The organism is Pseudomonas sp. HUK17, assembly GCF_001566765.1.
Genome location: NZ_LSMW01000005.1, coordinates 88420 through 101898, shown reverse-complemented (window position 1 = coordinate 101898; position 13479 = coordinate 88420). Strand labels below are relative to the sequence as shown.

The 13479-nt window shown below is 66.7% G+C and carries 13 protein-coding genes; 7 read left to right on the top strand and 6 right to left on the bottom strand.

Translation table 11 applies throughout. The annotated features are described in order from the left end of the window. Positions 1 to 16: 16 nt before the first annotated feature. The 3 genes from parC to AX284_RS02565 all read left to right on the top strand — a co-directional run bounded on the left by parC (position 17) and on the right by AX284_RS02565 (position 3741). Positions 17 to 2269, top strand: coding sequence for a DNA topoisomerase IV subunit A (gene parC / locus AX284_RS02575; protein ID WP_068383405.1), 2253 nt, complete (start codon positions 17 to 19; stop codon positions 2267 to 2269). A 109-nt stretch (positions 2270 to 2378) separates the two neighbouring features. Next, positions 2379 to 3062, top strand: a complete 684-nt coding sequence (locus AX284_RS02570) for a PqiC family protein (protein WP_236712132.1) — start codon at positions 2379 to 2381, stop codon at positions 3060 to 3062. Positions 3063 to 3150: 88 nt separating this feature from the next. Continuing rightward, the gene (locus AX284_RS02565) at positions 3151 to 3741 is read left to right on the top strand and encodes an LON peptidase substrate-binding domain-containing protein (protein ID WP_064308565.1); all 591 of its coding nucleotides are present in this window, start codon (positions 3151 to 3153) and stop codon (positions 3739 to 3741) included. Between the two features lie 129 nt (positions 3742 to 3870). Here AX284_RS02565 and AX284_RS02560 read toward each other — a convergent pair whose 3' ends face one another. After that, a complete protein-coding gene (locus tag AX284_RS02560) occupies positions 3871 to 4410 on the bottom strand; it encodes a type 1 glutamine amidotransferase domain-containing protein (protein WP_064307887.1) in 540 nt (179 codons plus the stop codon). 220 nt (positions 4411 to 4630) lie between these two features. Here AX284_RS02560 and AX284_RS02555 point away from each other — a divergent pair, with 220 nt between their 5' ends. The 3 genes from AX284_RS02555 to AX284_RS02545 all read left to right on the top strand — a co-directional run bounded on the left by AX284_RS02555 (position 4631) and on the right by AX284_RS02545 (position 6801). Continuing rightward, a complete protein-coding gene (locus AX284_RS02555; RefSeq protein WP_173149192.1) occupies positions 4631 to 5455 on the top strand; it encodes an HDOD domain-containing protein in 825 nt (274 codons plus the stop codon). A 162-nt stretch (positions 5456 to 5617) separates the two neighbouring features. Beyond that, a complete protein-coding gene (gene mutM / locus AX284_RS02550; RefSeq protein WP_068383403.1) occupies positions 5618 to 6430 on the top strand; it encodes a bifunctional DNA-formamidopyrimidine glycosylase/DNA-(apurinic or apyrimidinic site) lyase in 813 nt (270 codons plus the stop codon). Further along, positions 6427 to 6801, top strand: coding sequence for a c-type cytochrome (locus AX284_RS02545; RefSeq protein WP_017640745.1), 375 nt, complete (start codon positions 6427 to 6429; stop codon positions 6799 to 6801). The genes mutM and AX284_RS02545 overlap by 4 nt, the downstream gene beginning before the upstream one ends. Before the next feature lie 8 nt (positions 6802 to 6809). Here the strand turns inward: AX284_RS02545 and AX284_RS02540 are convergent, their stop codons facing one another. Genes AX284_RS02540 through AX284_RS02525 form a run of 4 tightly spaced genes read right to left on the bottom strand, consistent with a single transcriptional unit; the run spans position 6810 to position 11547 of the window. Beyond that, positions 6810 to 8336 (bottom strand): DHA2 family efflux MFS transporter permease subunit, encoded by a 1527-nt coding sequence (locus AX284_RS02540; RefSeq protein WP_017640744.1) that lies wholly within the window; start codon positions 8334 to 8336, stop codon positions 6810 to 6812. 54 nt (positions 8337 to 8390) lie between these two features. Further along, on the bottom strand, positions 8391 to 9602 hold the full coding sequence (locus tag AX284_RS02535) for an efflux RND transporter periplasmic adaptor subunit (protein ID WP_068383401.1): 1212 nt from the start codon (positions 9600 to 9602) through the stop codon (positions 8391 to 8393). A 16-nt stretch (positions 9603 to 9618) separates the two neighbouring features. Then, on the bottom strand, positions 9619 to 11073 hold the full coding sequence (locus tag AX284_RS02530) for an efflux transporter outer membrane subunit (RefSeq protein ID WP_064307891.1): 1455 nt from the start codon (positions 11071 to 11073) through the stop codon (positions 9619 to 9621). Positions 11074 to 11076: 3 nt separating this feature from the next. Beyond that, positions 11077 to 11547 carry a MarR family transcriptional regulator gene (locus AX284_RS02525; protein ID WP_017640741.1) on the bottom strand — a complete coding sequence of 157 codons (471 nt, stop codon included), beginning with the start codon at positions 11545 to 11547 and terminating at the stop codon, positions 11077 to 11079. Between the two features lie 182 nt (positions 11548 to 11729). Between AX284_RS02525 and AX284_RS02520 the strand changes: the two genes are divergently transcribed. Further along, the gene (locus AX284_RS02520) at positions 11730 to 12668 is read left to right on the top strand and encodes an alpha/beta hydrolase (RefSeq protein WP_017640740.1); all 939 of its coding nucleotides are present in this window, start codon (positions 11730 to 11732) and stop codon (positions 12666 to 12668) included. A gap of 6 nt (positions 12669 to 12674) precedes the next feature. Here AX284_RS02520 and AX284_RS02515 read toward each other — a convergent pair whose 3' ends face one another. Further along, complete coding sequence (locus AX284_RS02515) at positions 12675 to 13412, bottom strand: DUF2059 domain-containing protein (RefSeq protein WP_017640739.1); 738 nt, start codon at positions 13410 to 13412, stop codon at positions 12675 to 12677. Positions 13413 to 13479: the final 67 nt, after the last annotated feature.

Sequence of the window (13479 nt, the reverse complement as noted above, 5' to 3'; positions counted from 1 at the left end):
ACACCAAAGGACTCCCATGAGTGCACCCCTCGACCTGAGCCTGGATGGCGTCGAACGCCGTTCGCTGGCCGACTTCACCGAGAAGGCGTATCTGGACTACTCCATGTACGTCATCATGGACCGCGCCCTGCCGCACATCGGCGACGGTCTCAAGCCGGTCCAGCGCCGCATCATCTACGCCATGAGCGAACTGGGCCTGGACGCCGACGCCAAGCACAAGAAATCCGCCCGTACCGTGGGTGACGTCCTCGGTAAGTACCACCCCCACGGCGACTCGGCCTGCTACGAGGCCATGGTGCTCATGGCCCAGCCGTTCTCCTATCGCTATCCGCTGGTGGATGGCCAGGGCAACTGGGGCGCGCCCGACGACCCCAAGTCCTTTGCCGCCATGAGATACACCGAGGCGCGGCTGTCGCGCTATTCCGAGGTGCTGCTCAATGAACTGGGGCAGGGCACCGTGGACTGGGTGCCCAACTTCGACGGCACCCTGAACGAGCCGGCGGTGCTGCCGGCACGCCTGCCCAACCTGCTGCTCAACGGCACCACCGGGATCGCCGTGGGCATGGCCACCGACATCCCGCCGCACAACCTGCGCGAGGTGGCGGCCGCCTGCGTGCGCCTGCTGGACGATCCCATCGCCGGGATTCCCGAACTCCTGGAGCATGTGCCGGGTCCGGACTTCCCCACCGAAGCCGAGATCATCACCCCGCACGCCGACCTGCGCAAAATCTACGAGACCGGGCGCGGCTCGGTGCGCATGCGCGCCGTCTACCGCCGCGAAGACGGCGACGTGGTCATCACCGCACTGCCGCACCAGGTCTCGGGTTCCAAGGTGCTGGAGCAGATCGCCGCCCAGATGCAGGCCAAGAAGCTGCCCATGGTGGCCGACCTGCGCGACGAGTCGGACCACGAGAATCCGACCCGCATCGTCATCGTGCCGCGCTCCAACCGCATCGATGCCGACGAGCTGATGCAGCACCTGTTCGCCACTACCGATCTCGAATCCAGCTACCGGGTCAACCTCAACGTCATCGGCCTGGACGGCAAACCCCAGGTCAAGGACCTCAGGCAGATCCTCCAGGAGTGGCTGCTCTACCGCATCGGCACCGTGCGCCGTCGCCTGCAGTTCCGCCTGGACAAGGTCGAGCGCCGCCTGCACCTGCTGGACGGCCTGCTGATCGCCTTCCTCAACCTGGACGAGGTGATCCACATCATCCGCACCGAAGAGCATCCCAGGCAGGCGCTGATGGCCCGCTTCGAGCTCTCCGAGGACCAGGCCGACTACATCCTCGAAACCCGCCTGCGTCAGTTGGCGCGGCTGGAAGAGATGAAGATCCGCGGCGAACAGGCCGAACTGCTCAAGGAGCAGAAGCGCCTGCAGACCCTGCTGGGCAGCGACAAGAAGCTGCGCAACCTGGTCCGCGACGAACTGATCAAGGATGCCGAGACCTATGGCGACGCCCGCCGCTCGCCCATCGTCGCCCGTGCCGAGGCCAAGGCCCTGTCCGAAACCGAGCTCATGCCCACCGAGCCGGTGACCGTGGTGCTTTCCGAGAAGGGCTGGGTGCGCCAGGCCAAGGGCCACGACGTCGACCCGACCGGGCTGTCCTACAAGGCCGGTGATGGCTTCAAGGCGGCGGCCCTGGGTCGCTCCAATCAGTTCGCCGTCTTCATCGATTCCACCGGCCGCAGCTATTCGGTGGCCGCCCATTCGCTACCGTCGGCGCGTGGCCAGGGCGAACCCCTGACCGGGCGCCTGACGCCGCCGCCGGGGGCCAGCTTCGAATGCCTGTTGCTGCCGGACGACAGCGGTCTCTATGTCCTGGCGTCGGATGCCGGCTACGGCTTCGTGGTCAAGGGCGAGGACCTGCAGGCCAAGAACAAGGCCGGCAAGGCGCTGATCAGCCTGCCCAATGGCGCCAAGGTGCTGGCCCCGAAGCCGGTGGCTTCCCTGGAGGACACCTCCATCGCGGTGGTCACCAACGAGGGACGGCTGCTGGTGTTCGCCATCACCGAGCTGCCGCAACTGGCCAAGGGCAAGGGCAACAAGCTGATCTCCATCCCTGGCGAGCGAGTCGCCAAGCGCGAGGAATACGTGGTCGATCTGGCCGTGGTGCCGGCCGGCGCTTCCCTGACCCTGCAGGCCGGCAAGCGACCCTATACCCTCAAGGGCAGCGACCTGGAGCACTACCGCGCCGAGCGCGGCCGGCGCGGCAACAAGCTGCCGCGTGGCTTCCAGCGGGTGGACTCGCTGCAGGTGGAAACTTGAGCCGTCTGCAGTCAGCCGCTAGCATAGCCCGGATTTTTTCGACCAGGACTCGCCGGGCCATGGTGCCCGTCGAGAGAGAGCCTCGATGAAACGGATATGTCTCGCCAGGTTGGCGCTCGTTGGCCTGCTGGCCGGCCTGGGTGGCTGTGCCAGCCTCGGCCCCAGCCACTACTACCAGCTCGACGGCGGCAACGCCCGCGCGCCGGCGAGCAGCGAGCGTGGGCTTGCGGTGTGGATCGAAAGCCTGCAACTGGCCGACTATCTGCAGCGCGACGTGCTGCTGGAACGCCAGCCCGATGGCAGTCTCAAGACCACGGGCGATCACTGGGCCGGACCGCTGAATGCCAATGTGCGGCAACTGCTGCAGCGCCAACTCGCCAGTCGCCTGAACAGCGGCCGGGTGGTGGTGGGTGAGCAACCCGCGGGCTTCGATCCCCAGTATCGCGTGGAGCTGGTGGTGACCCGCCTCGATGCGGGCGATCAGGCACCTGCGGCGCTAGATGCCAGCTGGCAGCTGCGCGATGGCCAGGGCCGCCTGCTGGATAGCGAAGTGGTCCATCTGCAGGCGCGTCATGCCGGCGACCGCGCAGCCCAGGTGCGGGCCCAGAGCGAGCTGCTGCAGCAACTGGCCGCACGCCTGGCCACCGATCTCACCAAGGTCGCCCAGCGCGGCCGGCGTGGGGCCGAGGTGGCGCGCAAGGAGCCGAAAAAACTCGTCGAAGAGGCCCAGGCCCGGCCGACGCTGCCAGCCGTGGTGCCCATTCGCACCGGCGCCGAGGTCTATCGCTTCTGATCCGGCCGGGTTCCGCGCGTCGCCGCGCGGGAGCCTTCGGCGGCGCTCGATGTTCTATCCAGCAGGACCCTCAAGCCCTGGAGGTTGCATGACGCTGCCCCTGTTTCCCCTGAACACCACCCTGTTTCCCGGTTGCCGCCTCGATCTGCAGCTGTTCGAAGCCCGTTATCTGGACATGCTCGGTCGTTGCCTCAAGCGGGGCAGCAGCTTTGGCGTGGTGACCATCCTCGAAGGCCGCGAGACCGGTGCGGCGCCCAATCGTCTGGGCGCCTACGGCTGCGAGGCGCTGATCCGCGATTGGCAGCAGCAGAGCAACGGCCTCTTGGGCATCCGCATCGAAGGTGGCCGGCGCTTTCGCCTGCTGAGCCAGGAAGAACAGCCCGATCACCTGGTGGTGGGAGAGGTGGAGTGGCTCCCCGAAAGCGAGCCCCAGCCATTGCGCGATGGCGACGCCGATCTCATGGCGCTGCTGGTGGCCCTGGCCCAGCATCCCATGGTCGCCAGCCTGGACATGGGCGGTGAAGTCGCCGACCGCCAGGCCCTGGGCTACCAGTTGGCCTACCTGCTGCCGTTCGAGGCCCACCTCAAGCTGGAATGGCTGGGCATGGGCGATCAGGGTCAGCGCCTGGCCGCTATCGACCGCCATCTGGTGGATCTGCAAGGTGACTTCCAGGCTTGAGGCCAAACGCCAGGCAAAAGAAAGCCCGCCGGGCAGGGCGGGCTAAAAGTGCTTTGGGGGCACTCGATAAGACCCTGGCACTTTGCCATAAGTTCAGTCTTATGAGATCAAAGTGCCATTCTCCGAGGGTCAGCCTGCCAGCAGCTTGATGAACTCGCGATTGAAGGCTGGAATGTCGTCCGGCTTGCGGCTGCTCACCAGTTGACCGTCGACGATGACCTCCTGGTTCTGCCAGGTGGCGCCAGCGTTCTTGAGGTCGTCGGTCAGCGAGGGCCAACTGGTCAGGGTCTTGCCCTGCACCAGGCCCGCGGAGATCAGCAGCCAGGCGCCATGGCAGATGACGGCCACCGGCTTGCCGGCATCGGCGATCTGTTTGGTCAGCTGCTGGGCCTGCGCGTCGATGCGGATGGTGTCGGCATTGACCACACCACCGGGCAGCAGCACGGCGTCGTAGTCACCGGCATTGGCTGCGGCGAAGGTGAGGTCAACCGGAAAGCTGTCGGCCGGCTCGGTGCCGTCCCAGCCGCGCACCTCACCGCTCTCGGCGGAGATGATGTGGGTCTGGGCGCCGGCCTGTTCCAGGGCCTGCTTGGGGCCGGTGAGCTCGGCCTGTTCGAAGCCGTCGGTGACCAGGATGGCGATTTTCTTGCCGTTCAGGGATGTAGCCATGGTTGCGGATACCTCGGTTGGAATTCGGTCGGGCTAGCCTTTTGCCAGCGCTCCTAAATCCGTCTCGCTTTACCCCTCTGAAGTTCCTTCGTCGCGCCCGATGGCATCGGCGCACGGCGCGGAGTAAATTTGCGACATCCATCGCAGAGTAGTCCCCATGTCCCAAGCGTCCCCTCAGCTGACCGAGGAGCAGATCCGTCAGGCTCTGCAAGGCATCAGCATTCCTCCGCAGCCGCAGATCATGGTGGATCTGCAGCTCGAACAACTCATGCCCAGCCCCGATCTCAAGGTCATCTCCCGCTTGATCGGCCAGGACCCGGGGCTGTCGGGCGCCCTGCTCAAGCTGGTAAACTCGCCGTATTTCGGCCTCAGCAATCGCATCACCTCGATCCAGCGCGCGGTCAATCTGCTGGGCAGCCAGTCGGTCATCAACCTGATCAACGCCCAGTCGATCAAGGGCGAGCTCACCGACGAGACCATCGTCATCCTCAACCGCTTCTGGGACACCGCCCAAGACGTGGCCGAGACCTGCCTGAGCCTGGCCAAGAAGACCGGCTACCCGACCCCGGACGAGGCCTATGCCCTGGGCCTGTTCCACAACTGTGGCATCCCGCTGATGCTCAAGCGCTTCCCCAACTACATGGCGGTGCTGGAAGAGGCCTATGCCAGCGTCAACGAGCAGGTGCGGGTGGTGGACGTGGAGAACCGGATATTCAACACCAACCACGCCGTGGTGGGCTATTTCATCTCCCGCTCCTGGCGCCTGCCGGAGCACGTCGGCCAGGCCATCGCCAATCACCACAACGCCCAGTCGGTCTTCGACGAGGACTCGACCACCGATATCCAGATCAAGAATCTGTTGGCCCTGCTGAAGATGGCCGAGCACATCTGTGGCTGCTATCGCGCCCTGGGCGGCCAGGACGAGGATCACGAGTGGCAGGCCATCGCCCCGCGGGTGCTGGATCACGTCGGCCTGTCCGAGTACGACTTCGAGTCGCTCAAGGAGACCATCCTTGAGATGGGCAGCGGTCGGATCAATTACTAGATTTGGTTAAAAGGGCCTGCGCTCGGCCATGCGGCGTTGAAAACCAGCTCGGAATGCTCATTTACCCTTTGTAAACTCCGCTTCCTCGCTGTTTTTCGCCTTGCCTGACCTTCGCTCGGCGCCTTTTAAGCCAAATCTCTGGAATAAGCCTCCTGGATCCTCATGCCCGAACTACCTGAAGTCGAAACCACTCGCCGGGGCATCGCGCCCCATGTCGTCGGTCAGCGCGTGCGCCGGGTCATCGTCCGCGATGGCCGGCTGCGCTGGCCGGTACCCGAGGACCTGGACGTGCGTCTGTCCGGGCAGCGCATCGAGGCCGTCGAGCGACGGGCCAAGTACCTGCTGATCCGCGCCGAGAGCGGCACCCTGATCGGTCACCTGGGCATGTCCGGCAGCCTGCGCCTGGTGCCGGCCGACCAGCCGCCGGCCAAGCACGAGCACGTCGACATCGAGCTGGAATCCGGGCTGTCGCTGCGCTACACCGATCCCCGGCGCTTCGGTGCGTTGCTCTGGACCCAGGATCCCCACGCCCATGTGCTGCTCAGCAAGCTGGGCCCTGAGCCCCTGACCGAGGCCTTCGACGGCGGTCGGCTGTTCGAGCTGTCGCGTGGACGCAGCATGGCGGTCAAGCCCTTCATCATGGACAACGCCGTGGTGGTGGGGGTGGGCAACATCTACGCCGCCGAGGCACTGTTCGCTGCCGGCATCGATCCCCGCCGGGCCGCTGGCAGCGTTTCCCGGGCGCGCTACGAGCGCCTGGCCGTCGAGATCAAGAAGGTGTTGGCGCGCTCCATCGAGAGTGGCGGCACCACCCTGCGCGACTTCATCGGCGGCGACGGCGCGCCGGGCTATTTCAAGCAGGAGCTGTTCGTTTACGGCCGCAAGGGCGAATTCTGCAAGGTCTGCGGGACGGGCCTGCAAGAGATCCGCCTGGGCCAGCGCGCCAGCGTCTATTGCCGGAAGTGCCAGCGATGAAGGGCCTGGCTGGGCTGGCCGTGCTGGCATTGCTCAGTGGTGAATTGGCCTGGGCCGATGCCGACAACGGCCGCAATCTCTTCCTGCGGCGCTGCCACAACTGCCATTCGGTGGGGCCCGGCGCCCAGTCCGGCTTCGGCCCCCAGCTCAACGACCTCTTCGGCCGCCAGGCCGGCAGTCTGGCCGGCTACAACTACTCCGAAGCCATGCGCCAGGCCGGTTTCGCCTGGGATCGCGAGGCCCTGGCGGCCTTTCTGCGTGATCCCGAGCAGAAGGTGCCAGGCACCAAGATGAGATTCTGGGGCATCGGTGACGCCGAGGATCTAGGCGACATCGCCGACTACCTGCAGACCCAGCATCACGCGCCCTAGACCCTGTCCTAGTGGTCGCCACCGCCGGCCCCCGGCTTGGCCGCAAAGGGCGGCTTGGCCAGCCAGATGATCAGGAACAGCCCCATGAAGATCCAGCCGAGCAGGGTGAAGTAGTCCACCGTGGAGAGCATATAGGCCTGGCCTTCCACCACCTTGTCCAGCTGGGCATAGGCCTGCTGCGACGGCCCGCCGAGGGCGTCCAGGTAATGCTGTGTGGCCGGGCTGTAGACGGTGACGTCCTCGGTCAGCTGGGCATGGTGATGGATGGCGCGACGCTGCCACAACCAGGTGGTCAGGGAGGAGGCGAAGCTGCCACCCAACACCCGCAGGAAGGTCGCCAGACCGCCGCCGTCCGCCAGCTCCGACGGCTTGAGGCTGGACAGCAGGATGCTGGTAGTGGGCATGAAGAACAGCGCCACGCCCAGGCCCATGAAGGTCTGTACCTCGGCGATGTGGCGATAGTCCACCTCGTTGTTGAAGGTGGCGCGCATGAAGCACGAGGCCCCGATCACCAGGAAGGAGCCCCCGGCCAGCAGGCGCAGGTCGGTCTTGTGCGCGAACTTCCCTACCAGCGGCGAGAGGATGACCGGCAGGATGCCGATGGGCGCCGCGGCCAGGCCCGCCCACACCGGGGTGTAGCCGAGCTGGGTCTGCAGCCACTGGGGCAGCAGCAGGTTGATGCCGAAGAAGCCCGAATAGCCCAGCACCAGCGCCAGGGTGCCGAAGCTGAAGTTGCGATAGCGGAACAGCCGCAGGTTGACGATGGGATGCTTGTCGGTCAGCTCCCAGATCACCAGGGCGGTGAGGGCCACGGCGGAAAAGGCCGCGCCCAGGCAGATCAGGTTGGATTCGAACCAGTCCAGGTCGTTGCCCTTGTCCAGCACCACCTGCAATACGCCCACACCCAGCACCAGGAGGATCAGCCCGACGTAGTCGATGGGCTGGTGCACCAGCTTTTCCGGCTTCTTGCCCAGCTGGCTCCAGACCACCAGGGTGGCGAAGATGCCGATGGGAATGTTGATGAAGAAGATCCACGGCCAGCTGTAGTTGTCGGTGATCCAGCCGCCGGCGATGGGCCCGATGATGGGCGCCACCACCGTCACCATGGCCAGCAGCGCCAGGGCCATGCCGCGCTTGGCCGCCGGAAAGATCGCCAGCAGCAGGGTCTGGGCCATGGGGTAGAGCGGGCCGGCGACGAAACCCTGCATGGCGCGGAAGATCACCAGCTCCGGCATGGAGGTGGCGATGCCGCACAGGAACGAGGTGATGACGAAGAGCACCACGGCGGCCATGAACAGCTTCACCTCACCGAAGCGGCGCGCCATCCAGCCGGTCAGCGGCAGGGCGATGGCGTTGCTCACGGCAAAGGCGGTGATGACCCAGGTGCCCTGTTCCGAACTCACCCCGAGGTTGCCGGAAATGGTGGTCAGGGCGACGTTGGCGATGGTGGTGTCGAGCACCTGCATGAAGGTGGCCAGGGACAGGCCCACCGTAGCGAGCAGCAGGCTCGCCGGGCGAAAGGCGTTATCGCTCATGACGGATTACCAGAAGGGGTGGACGGGGAGGCTCGCTGGGAGCCTCCTTGGCTGTCAGCGCTTGGCGACACCGGCGGCGCGGGCGGCCGGACCGTTGTTGTGGACGATCTGCTGGATCAGCTGATCGGCCTCGGCCAGCTGGTGATCGTAGACATCGGTGCTGTAGCGCGGCTGCTGCGGCGTGGTGGTGGGCAGGCGGGCGCCGTCCTGGTCGTGCAGGTCGACATCGACGACGGTCGACAGGCCGATGCGCAGCGGATGCTTGTCCAGGTTGTCGCCTTCCAGGCGGATACGCACTGGCAGTCGCTGGACGATCTTGATCCAGTTACCGGTGGCGTTCTGCGCCGGCAGGAGCGAGAAGGCGCTGCCGGTGCCCACGCCCAGGCTTTCCACCACGCCGCGATAGCGCACGTCGTCGCCATAGAGGTCGGAGTGGATCTCCACCGGCTGGCCGATGCGCATCTCGGCGAGCTGGGTTTCCTTGAAGTTGGCATCGATCCAGATCTGGTCCAGCGGCACCACGGCCATCAAGGCCGCGCCGGGTTGCACGCGGCTGCCGACCTGTACCGAGCGCTTGGCGACATAGCCGCTGACCGGCGCCACCAGGGTGCTGCGGGCATGGTTGAGGTAGGCCTGGCGCAGCTGGGCGGCGGCGGCCTTGACGTCCGGGTGCGAGGCGATCTCGGTGTCGTCCACCAGTGCCTGGTTGGTGTCCAGTTGCTGCTGGGCGGAGGTCAGGGAGCTCTGCGCCGACACCAGGGTGTCGCGGGCGTGGGCCAGTTCTTCCTTGGAGATGGCGCCGCCCTTGGCCAGTTGCTGGCGGCGGGCGTAGTCGGCGCGGGCCCGTTCGACCTCGACGCGCCGGGCGGCCACCTGGGCCTTGTAGCTGTCGACGTTGCTGTACAGGCCGCGCACCTGGCGCACGGTCTTGGCCAGGTTGGCCTCGGCGCTCTGCTGGGCGACGGCGGTGTCGCTGGGATCGAATTCCACCAGCGGCTGGCCTTGGCGGACGTAGTCGCCATCATCCACGGCGATGCGGGTCACGGTGCCGACGACCTGGGGCGTGATCTGCACCAGGTTGCCGTTGACGTAGGCATCGTCGGTATCGGCATGGAAGCGGCCATAGAACAGGTGGTAGCAGTAGACACCCACGCCGGCCAGGATCACCATCAGCAGCAGGAGCAGCAGGAGGAATTTGCGTTTGCCGGAGCGCTGCGGCTTCTGCTCCTGGGCATTGTCGTTGGGGGTTGCGGCGGAATCGGCCATGGTCGGGCTCTCGGTATCAGTGTGTGGCCGCGGCGGCGGGCGCCGGCGGCAGTTTGGACGGTTGGAAGCCGCCACCCAGGGCCTGCATCAGCAGCACGCCGCTGTCGACGCGGTCGGCCTGGAGGCTGGCCAGCTGACGTTCGGTCTGCAGCAGTTGCTGCTCCACGGTCAGGGCATCGAGGTAGTTGCCGATGCCGGCGCCATAGCGCTGCATGGCGATGTCGAAGGAGCTCTTGGCGATGTCCCGTGCCCGTTGCTGCTCGACGATCTGCTGGTCCAGCGAGCGCTGGCGGGTGATGGCGTCGGCGATGTCGCCCAGTGCCTGCACCAGGGTCCGGTTGTACTGGGCCACCGCGAGGTCATAGTCGGCATCGCGGCTGGCGAGATCGGCGCGGCGACGACCGGCATCGAAGATCGGCAGCGACAGCGCCGGGCCGACGTTGAAAAAGCGCGCCGGACCGCCGAGCAAGGCGTCGCCGAGGATGGCCTTGCTGCCGGCGGCCACCGTCAGGTCCAGGTTGGGATAGAAGTTGGTCTTGCTGGCGACGATGTCCTTGCTCGCGGCCTCCACCCGCCAGCGGGCGGCGATCAGGTCCGGACGACGCCCGGCCAGCTCGACCGGCAACTGGGCAGGCAGGTTCACCGCGGCGGGGGCGATCAGCTTGGGCCGTGGAATCTCGGCGCCACGGTCTGGCCCCTTGCCCAACAGCACGGCGAGACGGATCTGGGCCGTTCGCACCTGCTGTTCAGCTGCGGTATGGGACGCCGCCGCGCTGGCCTCCAGGCTCTGGGTCTGCTGCAGCTGGTAGTCGCTGTCGAGGCCGGCGTCCACCCGGCGCTGGGCCAGGTCGAGCATGCCACGGGTACGCTCCAGGTCCTGCTGAGCCACGTCCATATTGGCATAGGCCAGACCCAGCTGGTTGTAGGCGCGGCTGACGTCGGCGGCCAGTGTCAGGCGTGCGGCCTGGCGATCCACTTCACCGGCGCGGGCGCGACCGAGTGCGGCCTCCCAGGCGGCGCGCTGGCCACCCCAGAGGTCGAAGCTGTAGCTGCCGCTCACATTGAGTTGGCGCAAGGTGCTGTAACGGTCACCCTGGCCGACCGGATCGTCTGGCCGCGCCAGACGCGAGCGGGTCACGCCCGCATTGGCGTCGATCTGTGGATAGCGATTGGCATCGGCGGCGAGCACCGCGGCATCGGCTTGGCGGCTGCGCGCATCGGCTTCCTGCAGCGAAGGGCTGTCGCGCAGGGCCTCGCGGATCAGGTTGTCGAGCTGCGGATCGCCCAGCCGCGTCCACCAGTCGGCGCTCGGCCACTGGACAGGGGAGAGGCGATCGCCGGCAAAGGTGGCGTCGCCCTTGAGGGTGGCCGGATCCACGGCGTGCCCCTGGGTGTTCAGCCCTTCGGACGACACGCAGCCGGCCAGCAGCAGGGCGGCGCAGAGGGCGGTCAACGGCAGGCGAAAGGTCATGGGTCAGAGGTCTCCAGAGGTCTCCGGCAGCAGGCCGGAGGGGCTGAGCAGGCGGCGCAGCAGGCGTTCGAGGTCATCCAGCTCCTGGCGATCCAGGCAGTGGGTGAGGTCATTGAGGGCATCCACGCCGATCTGCATGAGTTCACTGCTCAGGGCCTGACCCTGGGCGGTCAACTCCAGCCGCACCTGGCGGCGATCGCTCAGGCTGCGCACCCGGCGCAGCAGGCCCTTGGCTTCCAGGCGATCGAGCATGCGGGTCATGGCGCCGCTGTCGAGGGACAGGCAGCGGCTGAGTTCGGCCGGGGTGTCGGTCTGGTCGCGAGCGAGCAGCAGCAGCACCTTGAACTGGGCAGCGGTGATGTCGTAAGGCGCCAGGTGGCTGTCCAGCACGCGATCCTTGTATTGGTTCGCCAGGTGGATCAGATGACCTACGGAGTTGCGCAATGGAAAGTTGCTACGGTCGAAATGTGACATTGCAGTATCTGCCCAGGCAATCAAGCGCATCCAGAATACTGCCTAGGCAGTGAAATATTCAGACACCTTTGCGCAGGGGAGAGTTGCGCATTTTGAAACAATTGGAAAAGTCTGTTGACGGCCCCTTGTCCCGTGGCGGTCTGGACGCTGATCATGGTGGCAACTTCACCTTGAACCGACCCATGATCTCTTCCTTCGATCTAGACCGACTGCGCGGGACCCTGGTGCCCCTGCACCGCGACCTGCCCGCGGCTGACGACCACCTGGGTTATCGCGCCCATTACCGCCTGGCGGACAGCCGGACGCGACCCGAGGTGACGGTGGCCTTGGGCGCGCTCGCGGCCGGTGGCTATCAGCTCGCCATCCAGGGCTGGTGGCCGCGCGAGCCGCGGGGCAGCCTGCTGATGCTGCACGGCTACTACGATCACATGGGCCTCTATGGCCATGTGGTGGACTGGGCCCTGTCGCGGCAGCTGGCGGTGCTGGCCTGCGACCTGCCTGGGCATGGGTTGTCCAGTGGCGCCCGCGCCAGCATCAACGACTTCGCCGAATACCAGACCGCCCTGACGGCGCTGATCGCCGAGGCCCGGCGCCTGGACCTGCCCCGGCCCTGGCACCTGCTGGGCCAGAGCACCGGCGGCGCCATCCTGCTGGACTATCTGCTGCGCGGCGAGCCTGCCCCCGAGCTGGGCGAGACGATCTTGCTGGCGCCTCTGGTCAGGCCCCACGCCTGGCGCCAGAGCCTGTGGACCTATCGGCTGGTGAAGCCCTTCGTGCGGGCCCTGCCGCGGCGCTTTTCGGTGAATTCCGGCGATCCGGCCTTTCTCGATTTTCTGCAGCAGGACAGCCTGCAGCCCAGGGAACTGCCGGCCCTATGGGTCGGCGCCCTGGCGCGTTGGATTCCGCAACTGGAAGGGGCGCCGGCCAGTACCCGTAGCCCGCTGGTGATCCAGGGCGAGCAGGATTTCACCGTCGACTGGCGGCACAACCTGGGGGTGCTGGAGGCCAAGTTCACCCGGCCCGAGGTCTTGCGCCTGCCGGAGGCGCGGCACCATCTGGTCAACGAGACCGAGGCCCTGCGCCAGCGCTACTTTCGCTGGCTGGACGAGCGTCTCGCCTGAGCCGTCTTACTGCCCGCCGCTGCCCAGACCGGCGCGCAGCGCGGCCACGGCGGCCCGGTAGTAGGCACTGCCGTTGGGCGAACTGGCGAAGTCGGCGAACTGACCGAGTTCGTTGTCGTTCAGAGTGCGGTAGACATAGAGCAGGGTGTTCTCCAGGTCACCGGCATTCATCTGCTGGATGAAACGCTGGCGCTGCTGCTCGATCATGCCGCCGGACTGCTGCTGCCCCATCAGGCCCGGCAGCATCGAGCTCAGGCTGTCGGCGGCGAGGCCCGCCAGGGCCACGCTGACCTCGGCGCCGGCTTCACGCACGGGCAGGGCAGTGGCCAGGCGCTTGGCCTGGGCGCGCCGGGCCGGGCTGGCCTGCACCTGGGGGACGCCGTTGGCATGCTTGGCCAGCTGATCGCTGCGGGTGGCGGCGATTTCCGCGGCGACCACCTTGCGCCCGACGGGCGACTGGAAGAACTGCAGTGCGGGGCCTTCGGCGGGCAGACTCTGGCGCAGCGCGGCCAGGGCCCGCTGGTCGATGGCCGCGGCGGTATAACGCTTGTTGCTGTTGTCCACCAGGCTCTGGTAGAGCGCCGGCGGCAGGCTGTTCTGATAGCGCTGCTGGGCGGCCTGCAGGGCGTCGCGGAAGTGGCCGCGCTGCTCGGGCCAACCTGCGGCCTGATAGAGGCTGACCGTATCGTCGGCCAGGGCGGGCAGGCTGATGGCGAAAAGCAGGGAAGCGAACAGAACGCGCATGGACACCTCGGGCAGCGGCACGGAGCCGGAAAGTCCGCCATTGTCGGCAACCCCAGGCTGGCTGTCG

Excerpts from the sequence above, each read along its gene's own strand:
- parC (WP_068383405.1), top strand. The coding sequence starts at position 17 with ATGAGTGCACCCCTCGACCTGAGCCTGGATGGCGTCGAACGCCGTTCG.
- AX284_RS02565 (WP_064308565.1), top strand. The coding sequence starts at position 3,151 with ATGACGCTGCCCCTGTTTCCCCTGAACACCACCCTGTTTCCCGGTTGC.
- AX284_RS02560 (WP_064307887.1), bottom strand. The coding sequence starts at position 4,410 with ATGGCTACATCCCTGAACGGCAAGAAAATCGCCATCCTGGTCACCGAC.
- mutM (WP_068383403.1), top strand. The coding sequence starts at position 5,618 with ATGCCCGAACTACCTGAAGTCGAAACCACTCGCCGGGGCATCGCGCCC.
- AX284_RS02545 (WP_017640745.1), top strand. The coding sequence starts at position 6,427 with ATGAAGGGCCTGGCTGGGCTGGCCGTGCTGGCATTGCTCAGTGGTGAA.
- AX284_RS02540 (WP_017640744.1), bottom strand. The coding sequence starts at position 8,336 with ATGAGCGATAACGCCTTTCGCCCGGCGAGCCTGCTGCTCGCTACGGTG.
- AX284_RS02535 (WP_068383401.1), bottom strand. The coding sequence starts at position 9,602 with ATGGCCGATTCCGCCGCAACCCCCAACGACAATGCCCAGGAGCAGAAG.
- AX284_RS02530 (WP_064307891.1), bottom strand. The coding sequence starts at position 11,073 with ATGACCTTTCGCCTGCCGTTGACCGCCCTCTGCGCCGCCCTGCTGCTG.
- AX284_RS02525 (WP_017640741.1), bottom strand. The coding sequence starts at position 11,547 with ATGTCACATTTCGACCGTAGCAACTTTCCATTGCGCAACTCCGTAGGT.
- AX284_RS02520 (WP_017640740.1), top strand. The coding sequence starts at position 11,730 with ATGATCTCTTCCTTCGATCTAGACCGACTGCGCGGGACCCTGGTGCCC.
- AX284_RS02515 (WP_017640739.1), bottom strand. The coding sequence starts at position 13,412 with ATGCGCGTTCTGTTCGCTTCCCTGCTTTTCGCCATCAGCCTGCCCGCC.